The sequence below is a fragment of the Billgrantia endophytica genome (assembly GCF_002879615.1).
Classification (GTDB): Bacteria; Pseudomonadota; Gammaproteobacteria; order Pseudomonadales; family Halomonadaceae; genus Halomonas; species Halomonas endophytica.
The window spans coordinates 67,921-89,318 of record NZ_PNRF01000027.1 but is presented as its reverse complement, the minus strand read 5'-3'; the positions used below and the strand labels follow the sequence as shown (position 1 = coordinate 89,318).

Below are 21,398 nucleotides of genomic sequence, written 5' to 3'. Positions count from 1 at the left end.
AGACCTACCTGTCGCGCCGGTCGAGGACATTCAACGCCTTTAGCAGGTTCAGCGCTTCACCCAGTTGATAGTCCTCGCGCAGCCGCTCGGTCATTTCCTGGCGCTCGCGGGGCTCCTCGCTGGAGCGCAGGTGTCCTTCCAGATCGGCCTCACGCAACTGCCGGCCTGTTTCGGTCACCTCGACCCGGCCCCGTACCACCTCCACGTCGGGCTCGATCCCCTGGGCCTGGATGGAGCGGCCGTTGGGGGTGTAATAGAGCGCGGTGGTCAGTTTCAACCCTTCGCCATTCCCCAGCGGCATGACCTGCTGCACCGAGCCCTTGCCGAAGCTTTCGGTGCCCATGACCACACCGCGGCGCTGGTCCTGGAGTGCACCGGCGACGATTTCCGCCGCCGAGGCGCTGCCGCCGTTGATCAATACCACCAGGGGCACGTCCGGCGCGGCCGTTTCACGGCCCGCGGAGAAACGCATCTGGGTATCGGGCAGGCGCCCTTCGGTATAGACGACCAGGCCGCCCTCGAGGAAGGCGTCGGCTACCGCGACAGCGGCCTGTAATACACCGCCGGGGTTATTACGTAAATCGAGTATCAGGCCGTTCAGGGGGCCATCCCTTTCCAGGCGCTGAATGGCGCTCGTCACCTGGTCGCCGGTACGACTCTGGAACTGGCTGACCCGCAGGTAACCGTAGCCCGTTTCCAACAGTTCGCTGCGCACGCTTTCGGTGCGGATGACTTCGCGTGTCAGGGTCACGGTACGGGACTCGTCCTCACCGCGGCGCAGGATGGTCAGGCTGATCTCGCTGCCAGGGCTGCCGCGCATCAGCGTCACGGCTTCCTGCAGCGAGAGATTTTCGGTGGGAGTGTCCTCGATGCTCAGGATGATGTCGCGAGCCTGCAGCCCGGCACGTGAGGCGGGGGTGTCGTCGATGGGCGTGATGATCGTCAGCTGTCCCTCTTCCAGACCTACCTCGATACCGATGCCACCGAACTCTCCCTCGGTGGACTCCCTCAGGCTCGCGAACTCGTCACGATCCAGATAGGCGGAGTGAGGGTCGAGTTCACTGAGCATGCCCCGCATGGCATTGCGGAGCAGCGTACTGTCGTCGACTTCTTCCACATAGGCGCGCTTGATCCGCTCGAACACCTCGGCAAAGGTCTGGATGTCCTCCAGTGGCAGCTCATCGGCCGGAGACGTGGCCTGGGCGGTCAGCGGCAGTGTGGCAAGCGGCAGGGCCAATGCCAGCGCCGCCAGCAGGCGGCGGGAAGCGGGCAGGATGCCGACAGGACGTAAAAGCATGCGAACTCCGCAGTGACGAGACGAGGCTGTCCAGCATAGCCCGTGCTAGAGGGCTTGTGAAATATCCTCTCTCATCGTCTGGCGATCCAGCCCTGGGGGTCGATGGGGTCACCGTTGCGGCGTACTTCGAAGTAGAGTGCCGCCGATTCATGCCCACCACTCGTGCCTACCGTGCCGATGGTGTCGCCACGCGCCACGGCCTGGCCTACCTCGGCGCTGAAGTGTTGCAGGTGGGCGTGCAGCGTCATGACCTGGTCACCGTGATCGAGGATCAGCAGGTTGCCGAAGCCGCGCATCCAGTCGGCGAACACCACCCGGCCGGCATGGACGGCCTTGACCGGCGTGCCCTCCCGGGCCTGGATCAGCATACCGTTGTGATGAACGCCGTCACCCCGACGAAAGCTCGAGGTGACGCTACCCTGAACCGGCCAGGGCAGTTCCCCCTGGGTCTGCTCGATGGCGGTGGAGGGGGGCGGCCGCTGCAGCCGGGCGATCTCCTGTCGGACCTGTTCCAGTATCCGTTCGGCCTCGACCTTGTCCCGGTCCAGGTCCGCCAGGCGCGTCTGCTCATCGCTGTAGCGGATCTGCAGGTCGGCCACCAGCCGCTCCCGTTCCGCCATGCGCTGGGAGAGCTCGGCGCTGCGGGTGGCCAGTTCCTCCGCCAGGGCATCGAGCCGCTCACCACGCTGAAGCCGTTCCCGGCGGTTATCGGCCAACTCGGCGTCAAGACGGGCGATGTCGTCGATGCGGGCGTTACGTGCCCGCGACAGGTGGTTGAGGTAGGTCTGCAGTCGATCGAGGCGTGCCGGGTCGTCCTGATTGAGCAGCAGCTTGAGCTGAGGTGTCAGCCCCAGGCGATAGAGAGCGTCCAATTGGGCCAGCAGGGCATCGCGCTGGTCGGCTCGCTCCTCCTCCAGTTCGCCACGGGCCGCTTCCAGGGCATCGATCTCCTGGTTCAGACCTTGACGATCCGCCTGGATGGCGTCCAGGCGGCGGTGGGTGTCGGCCAGCGAGGTTTCCACCTCGCGCAGCTCCCGGGTCGCCTCGTCCTGGGCTTCCCGGGTCGTCTCGAGGCGGCGGCTTGCCGATTGGATCTCGCTGCCGATGGTATCCAGGCGTTCCCGGACTTCACGCTCGCTGGGCTGGGCGTACAGTGGCGAGCCGGCTCCCGCCACCAGGGCGAAGGCCAGAGCCGACAGGGTGACGCGCAGGCCGAGGCATTGGCCGACACGGCTCATGGTGACAGCCACCGGCCGGGCATCATGCCGGCTCTATTAGTACCCGGCCGGTCATCTCATCGGGAATCGGCTGGTTCATCATGGTCAGTAGGGTAGGGGCGAGGTCGCAGAGGCTTCCGTCATCGAGCAGGTTGACGGACTGGGGCCCGACATGGATCAGCGGCACATCGAAGGTGGTATGAGCGGTCTGCGCCACGCCGGTATCGGGATTGACCATCTGTTCGGCATTGCCGTGATCGGCGGTGATCAGGCAGGCGCCGCCGGCACGTTCGATCGCTTCCACCACGCGGCCGACACAGGCGTCCACCGCCTCGATGGCCTTGACCGCCGCGTCGAACTTGCCGGTATGGCCGACCATGTCGCCGTTGGCGTAGTTGCAGACGATCAGGTCGTAGCTGCCGGAATCGATGGCCTCCACCAGGCGGTCGGTGACCTCCTCGGCGCTCATCTCGGGCTTCTCGTCGTAGGTTTTCACGTCTTGGGGCGAGGGCACCAGCACCCGGGTCTCGCCCCGATACGCCTCCTCGCGGCCACCGGAGAAGAAGAAGGTCACGTGGGCATACTTCTCGGTTTCGGCGATGCGCAGCTGGGTCAGGCCGCGCTGCTCCATCACTTCGCCCAGGGTATTGTGCAGCTCCGTCGGCGGGAAGGCGGCCGGGGCGGGAATGTCGGCGGCATACTGGGTCAGGGTCACCAGGCTGCCGCCGGCCAGGGCGGGCCGCACGCGACGCTCGAACCCGGCGAAGCCATCCTCGACGAAGGCGCGGGTCAGCTCCCGGGCACGATCGGCACGGAAGTTCATGAAGATGGCGGCATCGCCCTCGGCGACGGGCACCGGGCCCTGGGGCGTCTGGACAGCGGTGGCGGCGACGAACTCGTCGGTTTCGTCACGCTCATAGGCGGCGCGAAGCCCCTCCTCGGCGCTGGTCGCCTCGAAGTCTCCGAGGCCTTCCGTCAGCAGGCGATAGGCCTTCTCGACGCGGTCCCAGCGGTTGTCACGGTCCATGGCGAAATAGCGGCCGATGATCGTGGCGACGAAGCCGTTGTCGGCGCCGACCAGTTCGGAAAGCCGGGCATTGACGCGTTCGATGGAGGTCAGGGCGCTCTTGGGAGCGGTATCGCGTCCGTCGAGGAAGCCATGTACGTAGATGCGTTGGCATCCGCGGCGGGCGGCCAGTTCGGCCATGCCAATGATATGGTCTTCATGACTGTGGACGCCGCCCGGGGAAAGCAGACCCAGCAAATGCACGGCCTTGCCCTCCGCTACCGCCGCATCGATCGCATCGGTCAGGGCGGGGATGATGTCCAGGTCCCCATCCTCGACCGCCTTGGTGATGCGGGTGAAGTCCTGATAGACGATACGTCCGGCGCCCAGGTTCATGTGGCCGACCTCGGAATTGCCCATTTGTCCGTCGGGCAGGCCCACGTGGCGACCATCGGTATGAATCAGGGCATGTGGCCTTTCCTGCCACAGCCGATCCATCACTGGCGTGTGGGCGGCAGCCACGGCATTGTCGGCAGAATCGGGATTATGGCCGTAGCCATCGAGAATGATCAGTGCGACAGGGCGCGGGGCAGTCATCGTCATAGGGGCGGGCCTCGTACTTGAGTGTCGGCACGACCCACAAGCCGCCACGATCGACGGGGGTCGCGACTTGAATCGGCTTGCGGCATCATAACGCAGGGCACGGTCCGGCGTCATGGCCAAGCGAGACGCTGGATGCCGCGTGCCACGAGGGGCCTTGGCTTGGTGTATACTGTCCGCCGCTCAGATTGCCCTAAACGTGTATCCGACGAGAGTGTTCCGGACCCATGATCGATCAGCTGTTCGAATTCGTGCAGAATCACCCCCTATTGGTGGGTGCCTTCCTGTTGGTGCTTACCGCCTGGATCGCCTACGAGGTCCGCAACAGCGCCGCCAGTGGTGTGTCTTCCAGTCAGGCGACCCAGCTGATCAACCGCGAGGACGCCGTGGTCGTCGATACCCGCGAAGCGGGAGACTTCAAGGCGGGGCATATCGCCGGCGCGCGCAACATCCCCCAGAGCCGTATCGACGAGCGCAAGGGGGAGCTGGAAAAAGTCAAGGACAAGCCGATCATCATCGTCTGCAAGAACGGCCAGTCATCCGGAATCACGGTGGCCAAGCTGGCCAAGGCCGATTTTCCCAGGGTGTTCAAGCTCAAGGGCGGCATGATGCAGTGGCAGGCCGACGGTTTGCCGGTGGTCAAGAAATAGTCATACACAGACGCAAAGGAACGATTCCATGGCCGAAGAGAATAGCCAGAACGCCGCCGGTGGCAGCCAGCCAGCCGACCAGCAGAACAAGCAGCAGCTCCAGTTCGCCGTACAGCGCATCTACGTCAAGGACATCTCCTTCGAGGCGCCGAACTCCCCTGCCGTTTTCCAGCAACCGTTCAAGCCCAAGGTCAGCCTGGACCTGAATGCGTCCAGCCAGAAGGTGGGCGAAGACCTCTATGAAGTGGTGATCAAGGTTACCGCACAGGTCAAGCACAGCGAGGAGGGCACCACGTCCTTCCTGGCCGAGATCGAACAGGCCGGCCTGTTTCGCATCAGCGGCATCGAAGGTGCGCAGCTCGACCACACCCTGGGTGCCTTCTGCCCCAATGTGCTGTTCCCCTACGCCCGTGAGTGCGTCGACAACCTGGTCAACCGTGGCGGCTTCCCGCCCCTGATGCTGGCGCCGGTCAACTTCGAGGCGATCTACGCCCAGAAGAAGAAGCGCGAGGCCGAGCAGGCCCAGCAGCAGGGCGCTCAGACCACCCAGTAATCGCAGGCTTCGCATCGTGGCCGAAAAAGCCTGGGTCAAGGCCCCGCGCATCCATGTCGCCGCCGACTTCCGGGTCGGCGGCGATGTCGTCCTTCCGGAAGGTCCCGCCCGGCATGTGGCACGGGTGCTGCGCCTTGGTGAAGGTGCGCCACTGCGGCTCTTCGATGGCGATGGCCAGGAAGCCAGAGCGGTGCTGGTGGAAGCCGGCCGCAAGCGGGTGGTGGCGCGCATCGACGCCGTGGCGTCGGGCCGGGAAGAATCCCCCCTCGCGGTGCACCTGGGCCAGGCGATCTCCAAGGGCGATCGTATGGACTACGCCATCCAGAAGGCCGTCGAGCTGGGTGTGGCGGCCATTACCCCGCTCTACACCGAGCACGGTGACGTGCGCCTGAAGGGTGAGCGCGAGGCCAGGAAGCTCGCCCACTGGCAGGCGGTGGCCGCCAGCGCCTGCGAGCAGTGTGGACGCGCCAGCGTGCCGCCGGTTCATCCTCCCCGGATGCTGTCGGAGTGGCTTGGTGAGCGCGACGAAGCCCTGCGCCTGGTGCTGCACCCCGGCACCGCGGGGGCGCTGGAACGAGAGATGGCACCCGCCGATGCGGCCCTGCTGATCGGCCCCGAAGGCGGGCTCTCGTCGGCTGAGGTCGATGTCGCCCTGGCCGTCGGCTTTTTCCCCCTGACCCTCGGCCCGCGCATCCTGCGCACCGAGACCGCTCCGGTGGTGGCGCTCTCGCTGCTGCAGTATCGTTTCGGCGACCTGTAGCGCGTTCCCCTTGCCCAGCGACCATCAAGGGCCATAATGACCGCACATATCCCTGGAATGCTCGCCATGTCGTCCTCCTTCAATGACCCTCGCACGGGCCGTCCGACCGCATCCCGTTCGCCCAGCCACGTCGCGCGCCGCAGCCGGGCCCCGAAGGTGGAAGTCGGCGAGGTGGCCTACCTGGAGGTGGTCACGGTCAACGAGACTGGCGCCTTCCTCGACTGGGGCCATCCTCGCGACCTGCTGCTGCCTTACGGCGAGCAGCGCTTTCGCCCTTCGGTCGGCAAGCGCGTGCTGGTGATCGTCTATGAAGACCAGCAGGGTCGGCCGGTCGCATCGCAGAAGCTCGACCGCTTCCTGCAGGACGAAGCCACCGGCCTGGCGGCGGGTGACGAGGTCGTGCTGGTCATCGCCGACCGCACCGACCTCGGTTTCAAGGCGGTGGTCGATCACCGCTTCTGGGGATTGCTCTATCAGGATGACGTGACCCGACCGTTGCGCCGCGGCCAGCGTGTCGTCGGCCATGTGAAACGCGTGCGTGACGACGGTCGCCTGGACCTGTCGCTGCTTCCGCCGGGGCCGGCGCGACTCGACGTGGTGGGTGAGCAGGTCCTCAAGGCCCTGCGCGAGAGTGGAGGTTACCTGCCCCTGTCCGATGCCAGCCCGGCCCACGTGATCAAGGCCCGGCTGGGGGTGAGCAAGAACGCCTTCAAGCAGGCCATCGGTCGGCTTTACAAGCGACGCGTGATCGTGATCGAGGACGCCGGCATCCGGCTGATCCCCGGCGCCACGCCACTTCCTCCAACTGCCTGAGCGGCTCGGGCGTTTCCATCTCGCAGGTCGATTCCAGCCTGTGCCCTTGGGGCCGAAGACATAGATCGAGCGAGGGTGCAAACACCGCCCCTGTCAAGCGCAGGCCCTCGCAGCCTTGGTGTTGGCCAGGGCACTGCGGCATACTTCGCTGACCCAATTCCCTTCGTGGCAACCGGACTCCGATGAGCAAGCTGATGAGCAAGCCGACAAGCGAACGCGCCCTCGAGGTAGGGGTGGTGATGGACTCCATTGCTCACCTCACCTACAAGAAGGACACGACCCTGGCCATGCTGTGGGCCGCCCAGGAACGAGGCTGGTCATTGCACTACATGGAACAGGAGGATCTGTTCCTGCGGGATGGCCGTGCCCATGCGCGCATGCGCAATCTGGCCGCTTTCCGCGATCCCGATCGGTGGTATGCGCTGGGCGCACCTGAATCCAGGCCGCTGGCGGAGCTGGATGTGATCCTGATGCGCAAGGACCCCCCGGTGGACGGGCATTTTCTCAATGCCGTTCATCTGCTGGGCTTCGCCGAGCGGGAAGGCGTACTGGTGGTCAACCCTACCGTGGCGCTGCTCTCCTGCAACGAGAAGCTGTTCGCCCAGGAGTTCCCCCAGTGTTGTACGCCCACGGTGGTCTCCTGCAGCGAAGCGGTGCTGCGCGCCTTTCATGCGGAACATCGGGACGTGATCTTCAAGCCCCTGGACGGCATGGGGGGGAGCGGCATCTTCCATGTTCAGCCGGAGGGGCGCAATCTGGGCGCGATCATCGAGACACTCACCGAACGCGGCCAGCGACAGATCATGGCCCAGCGCTATATTCCCGAGATCAAGGATGGCGACACCCGCATTCTGCTGATCGACGGCGAGCCGGTGCCCTATGGCCTGGCCAGGGTGCCCATGGCCGGAGAAACGCGCGGCAACCTGGCCGCTGGGGGAACGGGCGTCACCCGTGAGCTGACCGATCGTGACCACTGGCTGATCGATCAGGTCAAACCGATGATCCGCGAGCGCGGGCTGATGTTCGTCGGGCTCGACGTGATCGGCGACTATATCACCGAGATCAACGTGACCAGCCCCACCTGCGTGCGCGAGATCGACGACCAGCGCGGAACCGATATCGCGGGGCTGCTGATGGAGGCCGTCGAGCGCCGCCTGGCCCAGGGCTGAGCCCATGGCGGTTTCCAGCAGCGCCCCGATCCGATACGCCCCGGTCACCCAGCCCCATCGGCGCTGGCTGGCCGTTGCAGCCGCCATTCTGCTGCACCTGGCGCTGTTCGGCATCGTGTCGAGCTGGCAGTTTGCCTCGGCGCCAGCAGAGCGTTCCAGCCTGGATGTGGTGCTGGTCACTCGCCCCGCCGACATACCGGTCGAGGCCGACGCCATCGCCGAGGCCAGTCAGCTGGCCTCGGGTGAGCCAGCCGGGGAAGCGTCGGCGGAATCTCGTGCGGCTCCCCTGGACGAGCTACCGGTGCTGGACGCCACGGAAAGCCTCGTAGACCCGGTGCCCCCTGCCGAACCGGACAGCACGGCCCGGCCCGAGCCTGAGTCCGCCATCACCGAGGATGTCCCTGCGGTGGATGAAACGGCGAGCGAGAGGCAAGCCACGCCCGAGCCCCGTGACGGCGCACCCCAGGCCGCCGAGTCGCCGGCGGCCCCCTCTGCTGCGGTTCCGTCGGCATCGGGGCGCGACCTGCTGGCCCAGGCCACCAGCAGCATCCGCGAGCAGGGCATGGCACCCGGAGCAGAGGGGCCGGGCGATGGCGAACCGCGGCCCGCCGCCCAGCGAGCCGCGGAGGCTCGCTATATCGACGACTGGACCCGGCGGGTCGAGGATTACGGCAACCGGGTCCATCCGGCGCCCAGTCACCTCCATGGCCGGCTACGCATTCGCGTGGTGATTGGACGAGATGGTCAGCTCCTCCGGGCGGAGGTGATACAATCGTCAGGACATACTGAACTCGACCAGGCGGCACTGGATACCGTCCATGGCGCTGGGCCCTATCGGCCCTTTGACCGCGGCATGGGAGAGCTGGACAGCCTCTCCATTACCCGTGTCTGGCGGTTCGGCCAAGGCAATCATTTCGGCGTGCGGTAGGATCTGCGTTACAAGGTCCACCGCCCGGGAGTCCTATGCAATCCGTGCAAAACTTCGGCTTGAAACATCACTTCCTGATGGCGATGCCGCACCTGGAAGACCCCAATTTCGCCGGCACCCTCAGCTACCTCTGCGATCACGACGAGAACGGCACCATGGGGGTGATCGTCAACCGTCCGCTGGATATCACGCTTGACGCCCTGTTCGAGCAGCTTGAGCTGGAAGCGGAGGAGAGCCCGCACCGCACCGCACCGGTGTACTTCGGGGGCCCCACGCACAAGGATCGCGGCTTCATCCTGCATCGTGGAAAAAGCGATGCCTGGGACTCCAGCATCCAGGTAGACAGCGACATTGCCCTGACGACCTCCATGGATATCCTGCTGGCACTGGCCGCGGGGCGTGGCCCGGCGGAATTCCTGGTCTGCCTGGGCTGTGCCGGCTGGGAGGCGGGGCAGCTCGAGGCCGAACTGCTGGACAACGCCTGGCTGACGGTGGAGGGGCGAGGCGACATTCTTTTCGGAGTGCCGGCGGAGCAGCGGTTGAACGCTGCCGCGGGTATTCTCGGGGTGGACCTCAACCTGATGAGCCGCGAAGCCGGCCACAGCTGATGTCCGATACGGGCAGCCGGCTGGTCCTGGCCTTCGACTTCGGCACCCGGCGGATCGGCGTGGCGGTGGGCAACGAGCTGATCGCCAGCGCACGCCAGCTCGAACCGCTGTCGGCGAGGGACGGCATTCCCGACTGGAACCGGGTGACACGCCTGGTCGAGGAGTGGCGTCCGGACCTGTTCGTGGTGGGGTTGCCGCTCAACATGGACGGCACGGAATCGGAGATGAGCCTGCGTGCGCGCAAGTTCGGCAAGCGTCTCTTCGGTCGTTACGGCGTTCCCTGCGAGATGGTCGACGAGCGCGGCTCCACCCGTGAGGCCAAGGCCATCGCCCGGGAGTCGGGGCTGCTGCGCAACGCGCGGAAGAGCTATCGCGACGATGGCGTCGACGGCATCGCGGCGATACTGATACTCGAAAGCTGGTTCGCCCGCCAGGAGGGATTGCCATCACGCTGACGGGCGCCAACGGGCTGTCCAGAGCACTTGCGACATGCTCTGGACGGGGGAACGGTCGGCATCAGGTGGTCAACACGCGATCCTCGGCATAGTGCGCGGCGATATCGTTCACCGAGATGCAGGTGTACTTGATGACGAAGAAGGCCAGGGTGGCGGGGCAGGTGAAGCTCTCCTCGAACTGCTCGACATGGGCGCCGTGGCCACGGGTGACGCTTGCCCGGTAGGTGTCGCCCGCCTTGGTGAGCCTGACCCTGGCCTGACTGTCGGCCTCCTGCTTCTCCAGCACCAGTTCCCGCTGCTTCGACAGCAGCTCACCCAGCATCTTGCCGCCCTCGCGCTCCTCCGGCGTTGCCCATACCTCCTGGTCCCGGTCACCGTACTGGTAGAGCATGATGACCGGCAGCACGGAGAAAATGGCGCCACTCAGCAGCCAGGTCAGCTCCGCATTGGAGAGCGATACCGTGAACACCGTCACCAGCTGCAGCACGATGCCGACGGCGAGCAGGTAGGAGAGCGGCCGCCACATGCGTGGGTTCATGAGCCCCTGGCCGGTGGTGTGGCCCCACAGGCCGACCGCTGCCAGGACACCCATGCCGAGCGGCACGATGGCCCACAGCGGTCCGCCGCCCATGAGTAGCGCAACGGCGCCAATCAGTGCCAGCAGGCCATAGAAAACCGCCAGTAGAATGTACGCGCGGTGCAGATTCATACGTCACGTCTCCTTGCTCTGGGTTGCCAGGCCGGCAACGCCTCTTGTTGTATTCGAGAGTCATGGGGCAACGGTTCTTCCTGTCGCTGCCGATACCTCGTCATGGGGCGGCAGCATGGCTGCCTTTGCAGCTTCGCATATTCTTCGGCCGTCATCAGCATAGGCGACACTCAACGATACGTGTCGAGTCGTCAGAGCTCGGTATCGTCCACGCCGACGCACTCGGGAACGAACCAGCGTACCGGGCGGAGATCCTTCTCGATGAGATCCTCCACCTCCAGCAGGGTGGCAAAGATCGCCATGCGCACGGGGATGCCGTTATCGGTCTGGCGGAAGATCGCCAGCCGCGGGTCGCCGTTGAGGTCCACGTTCAGGTCGTTGGCGCCGGGGCGGCTGTCGCGGGGGAGCGGGTGCATGACGATGGTGGTCTCGGTGCAGCGGGCATCGAGGAAGGCGCGGTCGACGGTGAAGTCCTGGGACACCCCGGCGAAGCTCTCGCTCATCTCATCGGTGAAGCGTTCCTTCTGGATGCGGGTGGTATAGACCACGTCGAGGTCGGAAAAATCGCTGGCCAGGCTGTCTCGCTGCTCGACCCGGTGGCCGCGGGACACCACCAGGTCGATCACGTGGCTCGGCATCTCCAGCCCCGGCGGCGACACCAGCGTGATGCGCATCGGATCGTAGAGCGACAAGAGCTTGATCAGCGAATGGACGGTGCGGCCGTATTTCAGGTCCCCGGTCAGTAGGATATGAGCCCCTTCCAGCCGCTTGCCCAGGCGCGAGAACTCCTTGTGAATGGTGTAGAGGTCGAGCAGCGCCTGGCTGGGGTGCTCGCCGGGGCCGTCGCCGCCATTGATTACCGGTACATGGGTGGCAGCGGCGAATTCGGCCACCGACCCCTGCTCCGGATGACGCATGACGATGGCATCGCAATAGCCGCTCATCACCCGACTGGTATCGTAGAGTGACTCACCCTTGGCCATCGAGGAGAAGGTGAAGCCCGTGGTGTCGCAGACGGTGCCGCCCAGACGGCAGAACGCGGCGTTGAAACTGACCCGGGTGCGGGTACTGGCTTCGAAGAAGAGATTGCCAAGCACGGCCCCTTCCAGGACTCGAGTCACCTGCTGGCGCTGGGCGATGGGCTCCATGCGGGCGGCGACCCGCAGCAGATGATCGACGTGATCTCGGGACAGGGAATCGACAGAGAGCAGGTGGGAACTCATCGAAGGCCTCGGTTGGCAGCGGTAACTGGCCGTAGTGTAACCCTCCCTGGCCTTCTCTTCACGGACGACTGCGGTCGAGCGGCGGTCGAGAGTTCAGAGGTTACTTTCCGATCAGCTCGGCAAGCCGCTGGGCGTGCGTCACGACCTCGTGGGTGGCGCGCTCGGTATCCAGATCATCCATGGCCACCACGCCGACACAGGCTTCGATCCCGCCCCGTAGCCGGGGGGTGGCGATCGCGCTGGCGACACCCACCGCCCCGCGCTGAAGCTGGCCCCGGGTCAGGCTGTACCCCTCTTTCCGTGCCTGGCGTACCGCATCCGAGTCCTCTTCCTGGGGCGGGCGGGCAGCGAGAATGGCGATCCCCGCCGCGCCCAGGGTCAGGGGGTGCCGGCTTCCCACCCGATAACCGACCCGCAGCAGTCCCTCGTCGGGCTCGGCCACCATGATCACGACACACTCCTCCCCCTGGGCGATGGATATGAAGGCCGTCGCTCGGGTTGCCTTGGCGAGCGCCTGCAGCAGCGGCTGGGCCACGCTGCGAAGCTGCGGCTCGAAGCGAGAGGCGAGCAGGGCAATGCCCGCACCCAAGCGTACCGGACCCTCGGCGGTTCGGGTGATCAAGGCGTGCTGTTCCAGGGTGGTGACGATGCGATAGGCGATGGCACGGTGCACGTCCAGCTTTTCGGCAAGCTCGGCGATGGCAATGCCCTCGATGTGCTCGGAGACGATCTCCAGAGCGAGCAGGCCGCGATCCAGGGTTTGCAGTGTCGTGGACATCGATGGCGGTACCTCGGGTAGCGATGGCGAGTGGGCACTGCAAGGGTAGCGCGGCGCCAGGGTTTGACGTGACGAGAGAAACTGCCTATTTTCTTCATTGAGTTCGTTAAACGATACACTTTGTGCGATAAAAGTAAAACTAAAAATCAACATAAGAAAAGCCATGGCACACACCGTCGAGAAACCAGACCGTTCACCTGGAGCCACCATGACGTCAGTTCCCCATCATGCCGAGGCGGGCGGTTGCCCCTTCCATCAGGCGAATCGGGAAGGGGTGGCATCGCCCACGGGCTGCCCCGTCTCTGCCGCCGCTGTCGCCTTCGACCCCTTCGAGCCGCCTTACCAGCTCGATCCCGCCGAGGCGTTGCGCTGGTCCCGCGAACAGGAGCCGGTCTTCTACAGCCCGAAACTCGGCTACTGGGTCGTGAGCCGCTACGACGACATCAAGGCGATCTTTCGCGACAACCTCACCTTCTCGCCGTCGATCGCGCTGGAGAAGATCACCCCGCCCAGCGACGAAGCCCTGGCGGTACTCGAGCGTTACGGCTACGGCATGAACCGCACCCTGGTGAATGAGGACGAGCCGGCCCACATGGCCCGGCGCCGCGAGCTGCTCGACGCCTTTACCCCCGAAGCGCTCGAGGCCCATGCGCCGATGGTGCGCCGGCTGGTGCGCGAGAAGCTCGACGCGATCGTCGACCGCGGCCGCGCCGACCTGGTCGCAGAGATGTTCTGGGAGGTGCCGCTCACCGTGGCGCTGCACTTCCTCGGCGTGCCCGAGGAGGACATGGAACAGCTGCGTCGCTTCTCCGTCGCCCATACCCTCAACACCTGGGGGCGCCCCTCGCCCGATCAGCAGGTCGAGGTGGCCGAGGGGGTGGGCAGGTTCTGGCAGTACTCCGGCCAGGTGCTTGAGAAGATGCAGCGCCAGACCCAGGGAAAGGGCTGGATGTACGACATGATCGAGAAGAATCGGCAGAAGCCGGATGTCGTCACCGACAATTACCTGCACTCGATGATGATGGCGATCATCGTCGCCGCCCATGAGACCACGGCGCTGGCCACCGCCAATGCCTTCCGCCAACTGCTCTCGCGCCCCGCGGTGTGGGCCGAACTGTGCGCCAACCCTGAGCTGATCCCCGCGGCGGCCGAAGAGTGCCTGCGCCACTCCGGCTCGGTGGTGGCCTGGCGGCGGCGAGCTACCCGAGAGGTGACGTTGGGCGGTGTGCCCATTCCCGAGGACGGCAAGATCCTGATGGTCACCGCGTCGGCCAACCACGACCCGAGCCACTTCGAGAATCCCGACGAGCTGGACATCTACCGTGACAATGCCGTCGATCACCTGACCTTCGGCTATGGCAGCCACCAGTGCATGGGCAAGAACCTGGGGCGCATGGAGATGCGTATCTTCCTCGAGGAGTTCACCCGGCGCTTGCCCCATCTGGAACTCGAGGAGCAGGCGTTCACCTTCCTGCCCAACACCTCCTTCCGCGGCCCCGAGGCGGTCAGGGTGCGCTGGGACCCGGCAAGGAATCCCGAACGACGCAACCCCGCCGTACGCACCGCCCAACGCGACTTCCCAGTGGGGGCGCCGGAGGCGCGCACCATCGTGCGCCGTGTACGCGTGACCCGCGCCGAACCCGAGGCCGAGGGCGTGCTCGGAGTGACCCTGGCCGACCCGGCCGGGCGCGACCTGCCCGCCTGGTCGCCCGGCTCGCACCTGGATGTGGTATTGCCCAGCGGCGAAGCGCGTAAATACTCGCTGTGCGGCCCGGTGGAGTCGGGCGACTGGTGCATCGCCGTGTTGAACGAAGAGGCCGGGCGCGGTGGTTCGCGCTGGGTGCATGAGTCGGTGCGTGAGGGCATCGAGATGCGTGTGCGCGGGCCGAAGAACCACTTCCGCCTCGACGAAACGGCCAGGCGCTACCTGCTGATCGCCGGCGGCATCGGCATCACGCCGATCATCGCCATGGCCGACCGGCTCAAGAGCCTGGGCAAGCCCTATGAGCTGCACTATGCCGGTCGCTCGCGGACCAGCATGGCCTTCATCGAGCGGCTCGAACGCGACCACGGCGAGGCGCTGCGGCTCTACCCCAAGGACGAAAGACATCGGCTCGACCTGGCCGGTCTGCTTGCCGAGCCAATGAACGACACGCTGCTTTACGCCTGCGGCCCGGAGCGGTTGCTCACGGCGCTCGAGGCCGGCACCACCCACTGGCCGGAGGGCAGCCTGCACGTGGAGCACTTCACCTCGGAAGGCGCGTTGCTGGACCCGACCAAGGAGCACGCCTTCGAGGTGGAACTGACCGACTCCGAGCTCACCGTGGAGGTTCCGCCGGACCAAACGCTGCTCCAGGCCCTGCGCACCGCTGGGATCGACGTGCCCAGCGACTGTGAAGAAGGCTTGTGCGGTACCTGCGAGGTGTCGGTGGTCGAGGGCGGGATCGATCATCGCGACAAGGTGCTCACCCCGGCCGAACGGCGGGGGCAGGACCGGCTGATGAGCTGTTGCTCACGGGCGAAGGGCAAGACGCTGGTCTTGGCCCTCTGACGGCCACCACGGTCACAACACAAAAAAACGTACGCCAAACCCTGACAACCGGGGCTCACGAGGAACGACAATGAAAATGCACAAGCTCGCGACACTGACGACATTCACCGCGCTCTCCCTCGGCGCCTTCCAGGGCGCCGCCGCCACCGAGCTGCAGGTCAGCACCTGGGCCGGGCCCAACCACGGCGTCAACACCATCGTCTGGCCGACCTGGGCGAGTTGGGTCGAGGAGGCCACCGAAGGCCGTGTCACCGTCAACGTGGTACACGACCTGGGGCCGCCCAACGCCCAGATGGAACTGGTGGCCGATGGCGTGGCCGACGTCACCTGGCTGTTCCACGGCCTGACGCCCGGCCGCTTCGAACTGACCAAGCTGCCCGAACTGCCGACCTTCGAGGACTTCTCCTCCGAGGATGCCTCGGTCGCCTATTGGCGCACCCATCACGAGCACTTCGCCGAGGCCGGCGAACACCGAGGCGTCGAGCTGATCGGGCTGGGCGTGCATGGTCCCGGCGCGCTCTATCTCAATCAGTCGATCGACAGCCTCGACGACCTCGATGGCAAGCGGGTTCGTATCGGCGGCGGAGTGATGGCCGATATCTCCAGTGCCCTCGACCTGACCGGTGTGGCTCTGCCCCCGGCCGGCACCTACGAGGCGGCCACCCAGGGCGTGGTCGATGGCGCCATGCTCACCCTCGAAGGGCTCAAGAGCTTCCGCCTCGCCGAAGTGCTGCCCTACACCGTGCAGATGCCGGGTGGTTTCTATCGCGGCAGTTTCTCCATGGTCATCAACCCCGACACCTTGGCGTCGCTCTCCGACGAGGACCGTGCCGCGATCGAGGAAGTCTCCGGCGAGAAGCTGTCACGCCTGTTCGGCTACATGATGGACGCCGTGGACGTGCGAGGTGTCGAGTTCGCCGAGGAACGCGGCAACACATTCATCGAGCTGCCGCCCGAAGAGGTCGAGCGCTTCATGGAGATGGCTGCCGACCTGCCGGGCAAATGGGAAGCCGGGGCCAGTGACAGGGGTGTCGACGGCGAGGCCGCCCGGGCCTACTTCCTCGAGCAGCTCGATGCCGCAGGGGAGGAAGAGCGCCTCTCCCCCGATGATGTGATCGATCACGACGCCTGATCCGATAGCCATTTCACCCAGACAGCAAGCACGGCCTATGCCGTGCCTGCTGCGTCTGGGGCAGCCGCTGGCCACCATTCGTTTCAATCGAAACTAGATTGACCCACGTCAATGTCGGGCTGGAGCCAGGGGGCGATACTGTCGGAAACGCACCTGACGGGAGAGTCCTCATGAATCACACACCGAAATCTTCGTGGAGCTCATGGTGGGGGCGTGTCTGTGAGCGCAACTATCGTGCCGCCACGCCTCGGCTGGTACGGGAGATGGAGCAGAGGTCGCCGCAGGTCTACAGCGAGATCCTCCAGGATCTGGAGACGCCGTTGGAGCCCGCCTTCGAGCGCGAGGTGGCACGCCACCTCGACCAGGGTGGGTATCGCGCCTTCGTGCCGGCCGACACCCTGATGCCGGCCATGCTGCAGCGTTTCGGCCTGGATGAGGCGAGCGTCGCCGCGCATGTCAGCTATCCGAGCCTGCGCGGCAACTGCAACGCCTGCCCGGTGGCCGGCTACTGCTGGCGCGCCATGCGCCGCGACGCCGACGTCGATGAGTGCCGTGCCTTCTGCCCCAACGCCGCGGCCTTCGATCGCCAGGTCGCGTACTCCTCCTGAGGGGCCGTTCTTCGCTCCCATTACGCCCCGGCATGCCGGGGCGTAATGCGTTCAGCCCTGTTGCCGACACAGCGCCACCAGCCGCGCCTTGGAGGGCACGCCCAGCTTGGCGTAGGCGCGCTTGCGGTAGGTTTCGGCGGTGGAGAGGGCGATATCGAGTTCGGCGGCGGCGGTCTTGAGAGTGTGGCCGCGCAGCAGGTAGAGACAGAGCTGGCGCTCGCGCTCGGAGAGCGGCGCGAGCACGGCGGCCTCCTCGGCGCTGGGTGACAGAATGGTGGGCCCACTGTTGCCCTGCGTCAGGTGATGACGATAGTGCCGGCGTATCAGGCTGGCCAGCAGCGGCGCCAGGGCATTCAGGGTGGCCAGGTCGTTATCGTCGAAGGGACCGACCTCGCGCCCCCGATAGAGGTTGAGGGTATAGGCGCCTTCGGTCTCGCGCAGGGTCAGGGCCACCTTGTCGACCAGGTCGGGAAAGGCGAACAGGTTGCCGCGGTAGCTCTCCGGCATGGCCTCGGGCCGCATCGGCGCCAGCTCCATTGCGGGCGAGGCGGTATCCGCCAGGCGCCGGTAGTTGGGGTCGTGCCGAAATAGCCCCTCGGTGTAGAGCCGGGCCAGGCGACCGGCGACCCGCGGCTGACGTTCGTTGGCCGCCAGCAGGCAATCGACTCCATCCGCGCCGTCATAGGCGAAGATCATGCACTGCTCGATACCGACCGCCTGGCGCAGCAGGGCGAGCAGCACCTCGTCGAAGCCCGCCTCGCCTAGCCGCGCCACACATTCCGCTATGGGCGGCATCAGCGCCGGCCAGTCAGCGGTCGGGTCGTTGCAGGATTCACGCATCTCGTCGCTGCCTCTTGTCGCGTGGTGTCCCGGCTTTTGCGGGACATCGGCCGGGTTGCTCCCGGGGTAGGCTGTCGGTAGACACAATGCCAACAGGAGCCGCCCCATGCGACCCGCCGGACGCGCCGAGACCGACTCGCTCTATTTCGATTATCCCCGCTTTCCCTTCGTTCGTCCCGCCGAGCTCGACGGGCAAGCGGTGCGCCATCGGGTGGCCATCGTCGGCGCCGGCCCGGTGGGGGTCACCGCGGCGCTGGAACTGGCCCGCCACGGCATCGGGAGCGTGGTGCTCGACGACAAGGCCACCGTCAACGACGGCTCGCGGGCGATCTGCATCTCCCGTCACAGCCTCGAGATCCTGCAGCAGCTCGGCGTCGACGCTCCCTTCGTGGACAAGGGCCTGGGCTGGACCCGAGGTCGCACCTACTTTCGCGACCGTGAGATCCATCGCTTCGAGATGCCCCACTCCAAGCAGGAGCGCTTCCCGCCGATGGTCAACCTGCAACAGCAGTACATCGAGCGGTTCCTGATCGACAAGGCCGCCGAGAGCGAGCGCGTCGAGCTGCGCTGGCAGAGTGCGGTGACCGGCGTGAGCCAGGACGATGGCGGCGTCACTCTGCAGGTGAGCACGCCCAAGGGCGACTACCGCCTCGAATGCGACTACCTGCTGGCCGCCGACGGGGCCCGCAGCGTGGTGCGCAAGGCCTTCGACCTGGCCCTGCACGGCGAAGCCTATGAAGGCCGATACGTGATCGCGGACGTACGCCTGAAGTCCGACTTCCCCACCGAGCGCCGCGCCTTCTTCAGCCCCTCGGTGATGCCCGGGTCCACCCTGCTGGTGCACAAGCAGCCCGACGATATCTGGCGCATCGACTACCAGCTGTTGCCGGATGAGGACCCCGACAAGGCGGTGGAGGAAGCCAGCATCCGTGAGCGGGTCGGCACCATCATCACTATGCTCGGCGAAGGCGACGACTGGGAGCTGGAGTGGTGGAGTCTCTACAAGGCCTACACCCTGGCGCTGGACGATTATCGTCACGGCAGGGTGCTGTTCATCGGTGACAGTGCCCACCTGGTGCCGATCTTCGGTGTGCGCGGGCTCAACAACGGTATCGCCGATGCCGCGAACGCCGCCTGGAAGCTGGTCTGGGTACTCAAGGGCCGGGCCAACGATCGGCTGCTCGACAGCTACAGCCCGGAGCGGCGCGGCGCCACGCTGGACGTCTTCGCCAATGCCGGCAAGAGCACCCGCTTCATGACCCCGCCGACTCGTGGCTATCGGTTGATGCGCGACGCCGCCCTGACGCTTGCGCTCGCCAACGACTATGCCAGTGGATTCGCCGACCCCCGCCAGGTCACGCCCTACACCTACGCCGAGAGCCCGCTGACCCTGGCCGATAGCGACGACTTCGCCGCCGGCCCTGTCCCGGGGGCACCGCTGCCCAACCGTCGCCTGGGCGAGGATGACTTCCTGCTCGATCACCTGGGCACAGGCTTCACCCTGCTGCTGTTCAGCGAGGACGGCCGTGTCGAGCCGGCACTGCAGGATCGCCTGGCCACCCTGCAGGAACAGGATCGGCCTATCGACCTGCTGACCGTCGCTCGCGCGCCAGGGGCCGAGGGAGCACGGGTGGATGCCGACGGCAGCCTGTTCAATGCCTATGGCGCCGAGCCGGGCAGCGCCTACCTGGTGCGTCCCGACCGCCACGTGGCGGCGCGCTGGAAGCACCTCGGCCTCGCCGCACTCGCCGCCGCACTCACCACCGCCCTGGGGGGAGCATGAGATGACCGATACGACACTGCCCTTCGCCGACCTGGAGCGGGTCTACGAACGCCTGGCCGAGACCCTGGACGCACTGCCCGAGGATCAGGAGCGGCTGTTTCTCGCCCAGCTGGCGCTGGCGCTGGCTCACCGGGTGGGCGACGTGGAACGGGTAATGGCGGCCATCGAGGAGGCGCGCCGGGGCGGCGGTGACGTCAGGCCGGCGCTTCCTGGCCCAGCAGTGCCGTTACCGCCTCGCCGACATGTCTGACGCCGGCCTCGATGGCGGGCGTCATCGCCGCGGCATAGTTCAGGCGCAGGCAGTGGCGGAACTTGCCCGAGGCCGAGAACAGCGAGCCCGGCGTGATGTGCAGCCCCTCGCTTGCCAGGCGCTCCTTGAGGCGTACACAGTCGATGGCGCCCGGCAGCTCCAGCCATAGCAGGAAGCCGCCCTGCGGATAGCTGACACCGGTACCGGCCGGGAAGTAGCGCGTCACCCAGTCGATCATGATGTCGCGATGCTGGCGGTACTGACGCACCATTTCGCGCAGATGGCGCTCGTAGTAGCCGTGCTGGACGAATTCGGCCACCGCCAGCTGCGGCAGCGTGGCCGAGGCGCCGGTGGAGACGTATTTCATGTGCAGGGCCTGGTCGCGATAGCGCCCCGGTGCCATCCAGCCGACCCGAAGCCCCGGTACCAGCGTCTTGGAGAAGGCGCTGCACAGCAGCACCCGGCCATCGTCATCGAAGCTCTTGAGAGTGCGCGGCCTGGGCGTGTCGAACGAGAGGTCGCCATAGATATCGTCCTCGACGATGGCCACGTCGAAGCGCTGGGCCAGCGCCACCAGGGCACGCTTCTGCGCCTCGGGCATGGTGTAGCCGAGCGGGTTGTTGCAAGTGGGCGTGACCTGGATGGCCTTGATAGGCCACTGCTCTAGCGCCAGTTCCAGCGCCTCCAGGCTGATACCACTGCGTGGGTCGGTGGGGATCTCCAGCGCCTTGAGCTTCTGAGCCTTGAGGATCTGCATGGTGCCGTAGAAGCTCGGCGAGTCCACCGCCACCACGTCGCCCGGCTCGGTCAGGGTGCGCAGGCCGAGCGAAAGCGCTTCCTGGCAACCGGTGGTGATGAGCACGTCGTCGGGATGCAGCAGGCTGCCCGACTTGGCGGCCAGCCGCACGACCTGGCGGCGTAGCGCGAGGCTGCCCTGCAGGCTGTCGTAGTTGAGCCCGTGGGCCGCCACATGCCGGTGCAGGGTGCCCAGCTGACGCTGCAGGGGACGCAGGCTGGCGGCTGCAAGATCGGGAATGCCACGCCCCAGCATCAGCAGGCGGTCCTCCTCGGGTGAGCGTGCCACCAGCTCCAGGACCTGATCCCACTGGGAAACGTCCAGTGGGCGCTGGGCGGGGCGTGACACCTTCGGCAGCACGTTCGGGGTCGGCCTGGGCTGCACGTAGTAGCCCGAGCGGGGGCGTGCCTCGACCAGCCCCGAAGCCTCCAGGCGGTGATAGGCCTCCTGCACCGTGGAAATACTCACACCGAGTTCGCGGCACAGGGCGCGCACGGAGGGTAGCCGGTCGCCGGTGCGATACTGGCCCTGTTCGATGCGCTGGGTGAGGGCCTGCGCCACTTGATCGTAACGTTTCATGACAGATCCGGGGGATGAGCTTTTATTTGATACAGATGATGCGAAATCGCACGATACAGAAGCAGGATAGCCCTATCTGTACCGAAAAATTAT

21 protein-coding genes are annotated in these 21,398 nt (G+C 66.1%); 13 read left to right on the top strand and 8 right to left on the bottom strand.

Annotated elements, in window-relative coordinates:
- Positions 1 to 4: 4 nt before the first annotated feature.
- The 3 genes from C1H69_RS12465 to gpmI all read right to left on the bottom strand — a co-directional run bounded on the left by C1H69_RS12465 (position 5) and on the right by gpmI (position 4,123).
- On the bottom strand, positions 5 to 1,297 hold the full coding sequence (locus C1H69_RS12465; RefSeq protein ID WP_102653733.1) for a S41 family peptidase: 1,293 nt from the start codon (positions 1,295 to 1,297) through the stop codon (positions 5 to 7).
- Positions 1,298 to 1,368: 71 nt separating this feature from the next.
- The gene (locus C1H69_RS12460; protein WP_102653732.1) at positions 1,369 to 2,535 is read right to left on the bottom strand and encodes a murein hydrolase activator EnvC family protein; all 1,167 of its coding nucleotides are present in this window, start codon (positions 2,533 to 2,535) and stop codon (positions 1,369 to 1,371) included.
- A 22-nt stretch (positions 2,536 to 2,557) separates the two neighbouring features.
- Positions 2,558 to 4,123, bottom strand: coding sequence for a 2,3-bisphosphoglycerate-independent phosphoglycerate mutase (gene gpmI / locus C1H69_RS12455; protein WP_102653731.1), 1,566 nt, complete (start codon positions 4,121 to 4,123; stop codon positions 2,558 to 2,560).
- A gap of 224 nt (positions 4,124 to 4,347) precedes the next feature.
- Between gpmI and C1H69_RS12450 the strand changes: the two genes are divergently transcribed.
- The 8 genes from C1H69_RS12450 (at position 4,348) to ruvX (ending at position 10,056) form a co-directional block, all read left to right on the top strand.
- Positions 4,348 to 4,770, top strand: coding sequence for a rhodanese-like domain-containing protein (locus tag C1H69_RS12450; RefSeq protein ID WP_102653730.1), 423 nt, complete (start codon positions 4,348 to 4,350; stop codon positions 4,768 to 4,770).
- A 28-nt stretch (positions 4,771 to 4,798) separates the two neighbouring features.
- Positions 4,799 to 5,323 (top strand): protein-export chaperone SecB, encoded by a 525-nt coding sequence (secB, locus tag C1H69_RS12445; RefSeq protein WP_102653729.1) that lies wholly within the window; start codon positions 4,799 to 4,801, stop codon positions 5,321 to 5,323.
- Positions 5,324 to 5,339: 16 nt separating this feature from the next.
- Complete coding sequence (locus C1H69_RS12440; RefSeq protein ID WP_422666899.1) at positions 5,340 to 6,083, top strand: 16S rRNA (uracil(1498)-N(3))-methyltransferase; 744 nt, start codon at positions 5,340 to 5,342, stop codon at positions 6,081 to 6,083.
- Between the two features lie 66 nt (positions 6,084 to 6,149).
- The gene (locus C1H69_RS12435; protein WP_102653727.1) at positions 6,150 to 6,896 is read left to right on the top strand and encodes a CvfB family protein; all 747 of its coding nucleotides are present in this window, start codon (positions 6,150 to 6,152) and stop codon (positions 6,894 to 6,896) included.
- Positions 6,897 to 7,090: 194 nt separating this feature from the next.
- Positions 7,091 to 8,065 (top strand): glutathione synthase, encoded by a 975-nt coding sequence (gene gshB, locus C1H69_RS12430; RefSeq protein ID WP_102653860.1) that lies wholly within the window; start codon positions 7,091 to 7,093, stop codon positions 8,063 to 8,065.
- Positions 8,066 to 8,069: 4 nt separating this feature from the next.
- Entirely contained in the window at positions 8,070 to 8,993 is a 924-nt protein-coding gene (locus C1H69_RS12425) for a TonB family protein (protein WP_102653726.1), read from the top strand.
- A gap of 35 nt (positions 8,994 to 9,028) precedes the next feature.
- Positions 9,029 to 9,601, top strand: a complete 573-nt coding sequence (locus C1H69_RS12420) for a YqgE/AlgH family protein (protein WP_102653725.1) — start codon at positions 9,029 to 9,031, stop codon at positions 9,599 to 9,601.
- Positions 9,601 to 10,056, top strand: coding sequence for a Holliday junction resolvase RuvX (gene ruvX / locus C1H69_RS12415; RefSeq protein WP_102653724.1), 456 nt, complete (start codon positions 9,601 to 9,603; stop codon positions 10,054 to 10,056). Before C1H69_RS12420 ends, ruvX begins: the two co-directional genes overlap by 1 nt.
- Positions 10,057 to 10,117: 61 nt before the next feature.
- On the opposite strand, the gene C1H69_RS12410 is transcribed toward ruvX, so the two are convergent.
- The 3 genes from C1H69_RS12410 to C1H69_RS12400 form a co-directional block, all read right to left on the bottom strand.
- Positions 10,118 to 10,765 carry a hypothetical protein gene (locus C1H69_RS12410; protein WP_102653723.1) on the bottom strand — a complete coding sequence of 216 codons (648 nt, stop codon included), beginning with the start codon at positions 10,763 to 10,765 and terminating at the stop codon, positions 10,118 to 10,120.
- A gap of 191 nt (positions 10,766 to 10,956) precedes the next feature.
- Entirely contained in the window at positions 10,957 to 11,988 is a 1,032-nt protein-coding gene (locus C1H69_RS12405; RefSeq protein WP_102653722.1) for an aspartate carbamoyltransferase, read from the bottom strand.
- 100 nt (positions 11,989 to 12,088) lie between these two features.
- A complete protein-coding gene (locus tag C1H69_RS12400; RefSeq protein WP_102653721.1) occupies positions 12,089 to 12,766 on the bottom strand; it encodes an IclR family transcriptional regulator in 678 nt (225 codons plus the stop codon).
- A gap of 208 nt (positions 12,767 to 12,974) precedes the next feature.
- Between C1H69_RS12400 and C1H69_RS12395 the strand changes: the two genes are divergently transcribed.
- From C1H69_RS12395 to C1H69_RS12385, 3 genes are all read left to right on the top strand, one after another.
- The gene (locus C1H69_RS12395; RefSeq protein WP_102653720.1) at positions 12,975 to 15,317 is read left to right on the top strand and encodes a cytochrome P450/oxidoreductase; all 2,343 of its coding nucleotides are present in this window, start codon (positions 12,975 to 12,977) and stop codon (positions 15,315 to 15,317) included.
- A 76-nt stretch (positions 15,318 to 15,393) separates the two neighbouring features.
- On the top strand, positions 15,394 to 16,449 hold the full coding sequence (locus C1H69_RS12390) for a TRAP transporter substrate-binding protein (RefSeq protein ID WP_102653859.1): 1,056 nt from the start codon (positions 15,394 to 15,396) through the stop codon (positions 16,447 to 16,449).
- A 170-nt stretch (positions 16,450 to 16,619) separates the two neighbouring features.
- Positions 16,620 to 17,057, top strand: a complete 438-nt coding sequence (locus tag C1H69_RS12385; RefSeq protein ID WP_133154971.1) for a hypothetical protein — start codon at positions 16,620 to 16,622, stop codon at positions 17,055 to 17,057.
- 51 nt (positions 17,058 to 17,108) lie between these two features.
- Here the strand turns inward: C1H69_RS12385 and C1H69_RS12380 are convergent, their stop codons facing one another.
- Positions 17,109 to 17,897 carry a helix-turn-helix transcriptional regulator gene (locus tag C1H69_RS12380; protein WP_102653718.1) on the bottom strand — a complete coding sequence of 263 codons (789 nt, stop codon included), beginning with the start codon at positions 17,895 to 17,897 and terminating at the stop codon, positions 17,109 to 17,111.
- 106 nt (positions 17,898 to 18,003) lie between these two features.
- On the opposite strand from C1H69_RS12380, the gene C1H69_RS12375 reads away from it, so the two are divergent.
- Positions 18,004 to 19,680, top strand: coding sequence for an FAD-dependent monooxygenase (locus C1H69_RS12375; protein ID WP_102653717.1), 1,677 nt, complete (start codon positions 18,004 to 18,006; stop codon positions 19,678 to 19,680).
- Between the two features lies 1 nt (position 19,681).
- Positions 19,682 to 19,930 carry a DUF2783 domain-containing protein gene (locus C1H69_RS12370; protein WP_102653716.1) on the top strand — a complete coding sequence of 83 codons (249 nt, stop codon included), beginning with the start codon at positions 19,682 to 19,684 and terminating at the stop codon, positions 19,928 to 19,930.
- On the opposite strand, the gene C1H69_RS12365 is transcribed toward C1H69_RS12370, so the two are convergent.
- Entirely contained in the window at positions 19,875 to 21,305 is a 1,431-nt protein-coding gene (locus tag C1H69_RS12365) for an aminotransferase-like domain-containing protein (RefSeq protein ID WP_102653715.1), read from the bottom strand. The two genes, C1H69_RS12370 and C1H69_RS12365, sit on opposite strands and share 56 nt — an antisense overlap.
- Between the last annotated feature and the right edge of the window lie 93 nt (positions 21,306 to 21,398).

Bases quoted from the DNA above. Each gene is read 5' to 3' on its own strand.
- C1H69_RS12400 (WP_102653721.1), bottom strand. From the start codon at position 12,766: ATGTCCACGACACTGCAAACCCTGGATCGCGGCCTGCTCGCTCTGGAG.
- C1H69_RS12370 (WP_102653716.1), top strand. From the start codon at position 19,682: ATGACCGATACGACACTGCCCTTCGCCGACCTGGAGCGGGTCTACGAA.
- C1H69_RS12410 (WP_102653723.1), bottom strand. From the start codon at position 10,765: ATGAATCTGCACCGCGCGTACATTCTACTGGCGGTTTTCTATGGCCTG.
- C1H69_RS12390 (WP_102653859.1), top strand. From the start codon at position 15,394: ATGCACAAGCTCGCGACACTGACGACATTCACCGCGCTCTCCCTCGGC.
- ruvX (WP_102653724.1), top strand. From the start codon at position 9,601: ATGTCCGATACGGGCAGCCGGCTGGTCCTGGCCTTCGACTTCGGCACC.
- C1H69_RS12435 (WP_102653727.1), top strand. From the start codon at position 6,150: ATGTCGTCCTCCTTCAATGACCCTCGCACGGGCCGTCCGACCGCATCC.
- C1H69_RS12395 (WP_102653720.1), top strand. From the start codon at position 12,975: ATGACGTCAGTTCCCCATCATGCCGAGGCGGGCGGTTGCCCCTTCCAT.
- C1H69_RS12450 (WP_102653730.1), top strand. From the start codon at position 4,348: ATGATCGATCAGCTGTTCGAATTCGTGCAGAATCACCCCCTATTGGTG.
- gpmI (WP_102653731.1), bottom strand. From the start codon at position 4,123: ATGACGATGACTGCCCCGCGCCCTGTCGCACTGATCATTCTCGATGGC.
- C1H69_RS12425 (WP_102653726.1), top strand. From the start codon at position 8,070: ATGGCGGTTTCCAGCAGCGCCCCGATCCGATACGCCCCGGTCACCCAG.
- C1H69_RS12385 (WP_133154971.1), top strand. From the start codon at position 16,620: ATGAATCACACACCGAAATCTTCGTGGAGCTCATGGTGGGGGCGTGTC.
- gshB (WP_102653860.1), top strand. From the start codon at position 7,091: ATGAGCAAGCCGACAAGCGAACGCGCCCTCGAGGTAGGGGTGGTGATG.
- C1H69_RS12375 (WP_102653717.1), top strand. From the start codon at position 18,004: ATGCGACCCGCCGGACGCGCCGAGACCGACTCGCTCTATTTCGATTAT.
- C1H69_RS12365 (WP_102653715.1), bottom strand. From the start codon at position 21,305: ATGAAACGTTACGATCAAGTGGCGCAGGCCCTCACCCAGCGCATCGAA.
- C1H69_RS12460 (WP_102653732.1), bottom strand. From the start codon at position 2,535: ATGAGCCGTGTCGGCCAATGCCTCGGCCTGCGCGTCACCCTGTCGGCT.
- C1H69_RS12465 (WP_102653733.1), bottom strand. From the start codon at position 1,297: ATGCTTTTACGTCCTGTCGGCATCCTGCCCGCTTCCCGCCGCCTGCTG.
- C1H69_RS12380 (WP_102653718.1), bottom strand. From the start codon at position 17,897: ATGCGTGAATCCTGCAACGACCCGACCGCTGACTGGCCGGCGCTGATG.
- C1H69_RS12405 (WP_102653722.1), bottom strand. From the start codon at position 11,988: ATGAGTTCCCACCTGCTCTCTGTCGATTCCCTGTCCCGAGATCACGTC.
- secB (WP_102653729.1), top strand. From the start codon at position 4,799: ATGGCCGAAGAGAATAGCCAGAACGCCGCCGGTGGCAGCCAGCCAGCC.
- C1H69_RS12420 (WP_102653725.1), top strand. From the start codon at position 9,029: ATGCAATCCGTGCAAAACTTCGGCTTGAAACATCACTTCCTGATGGCG.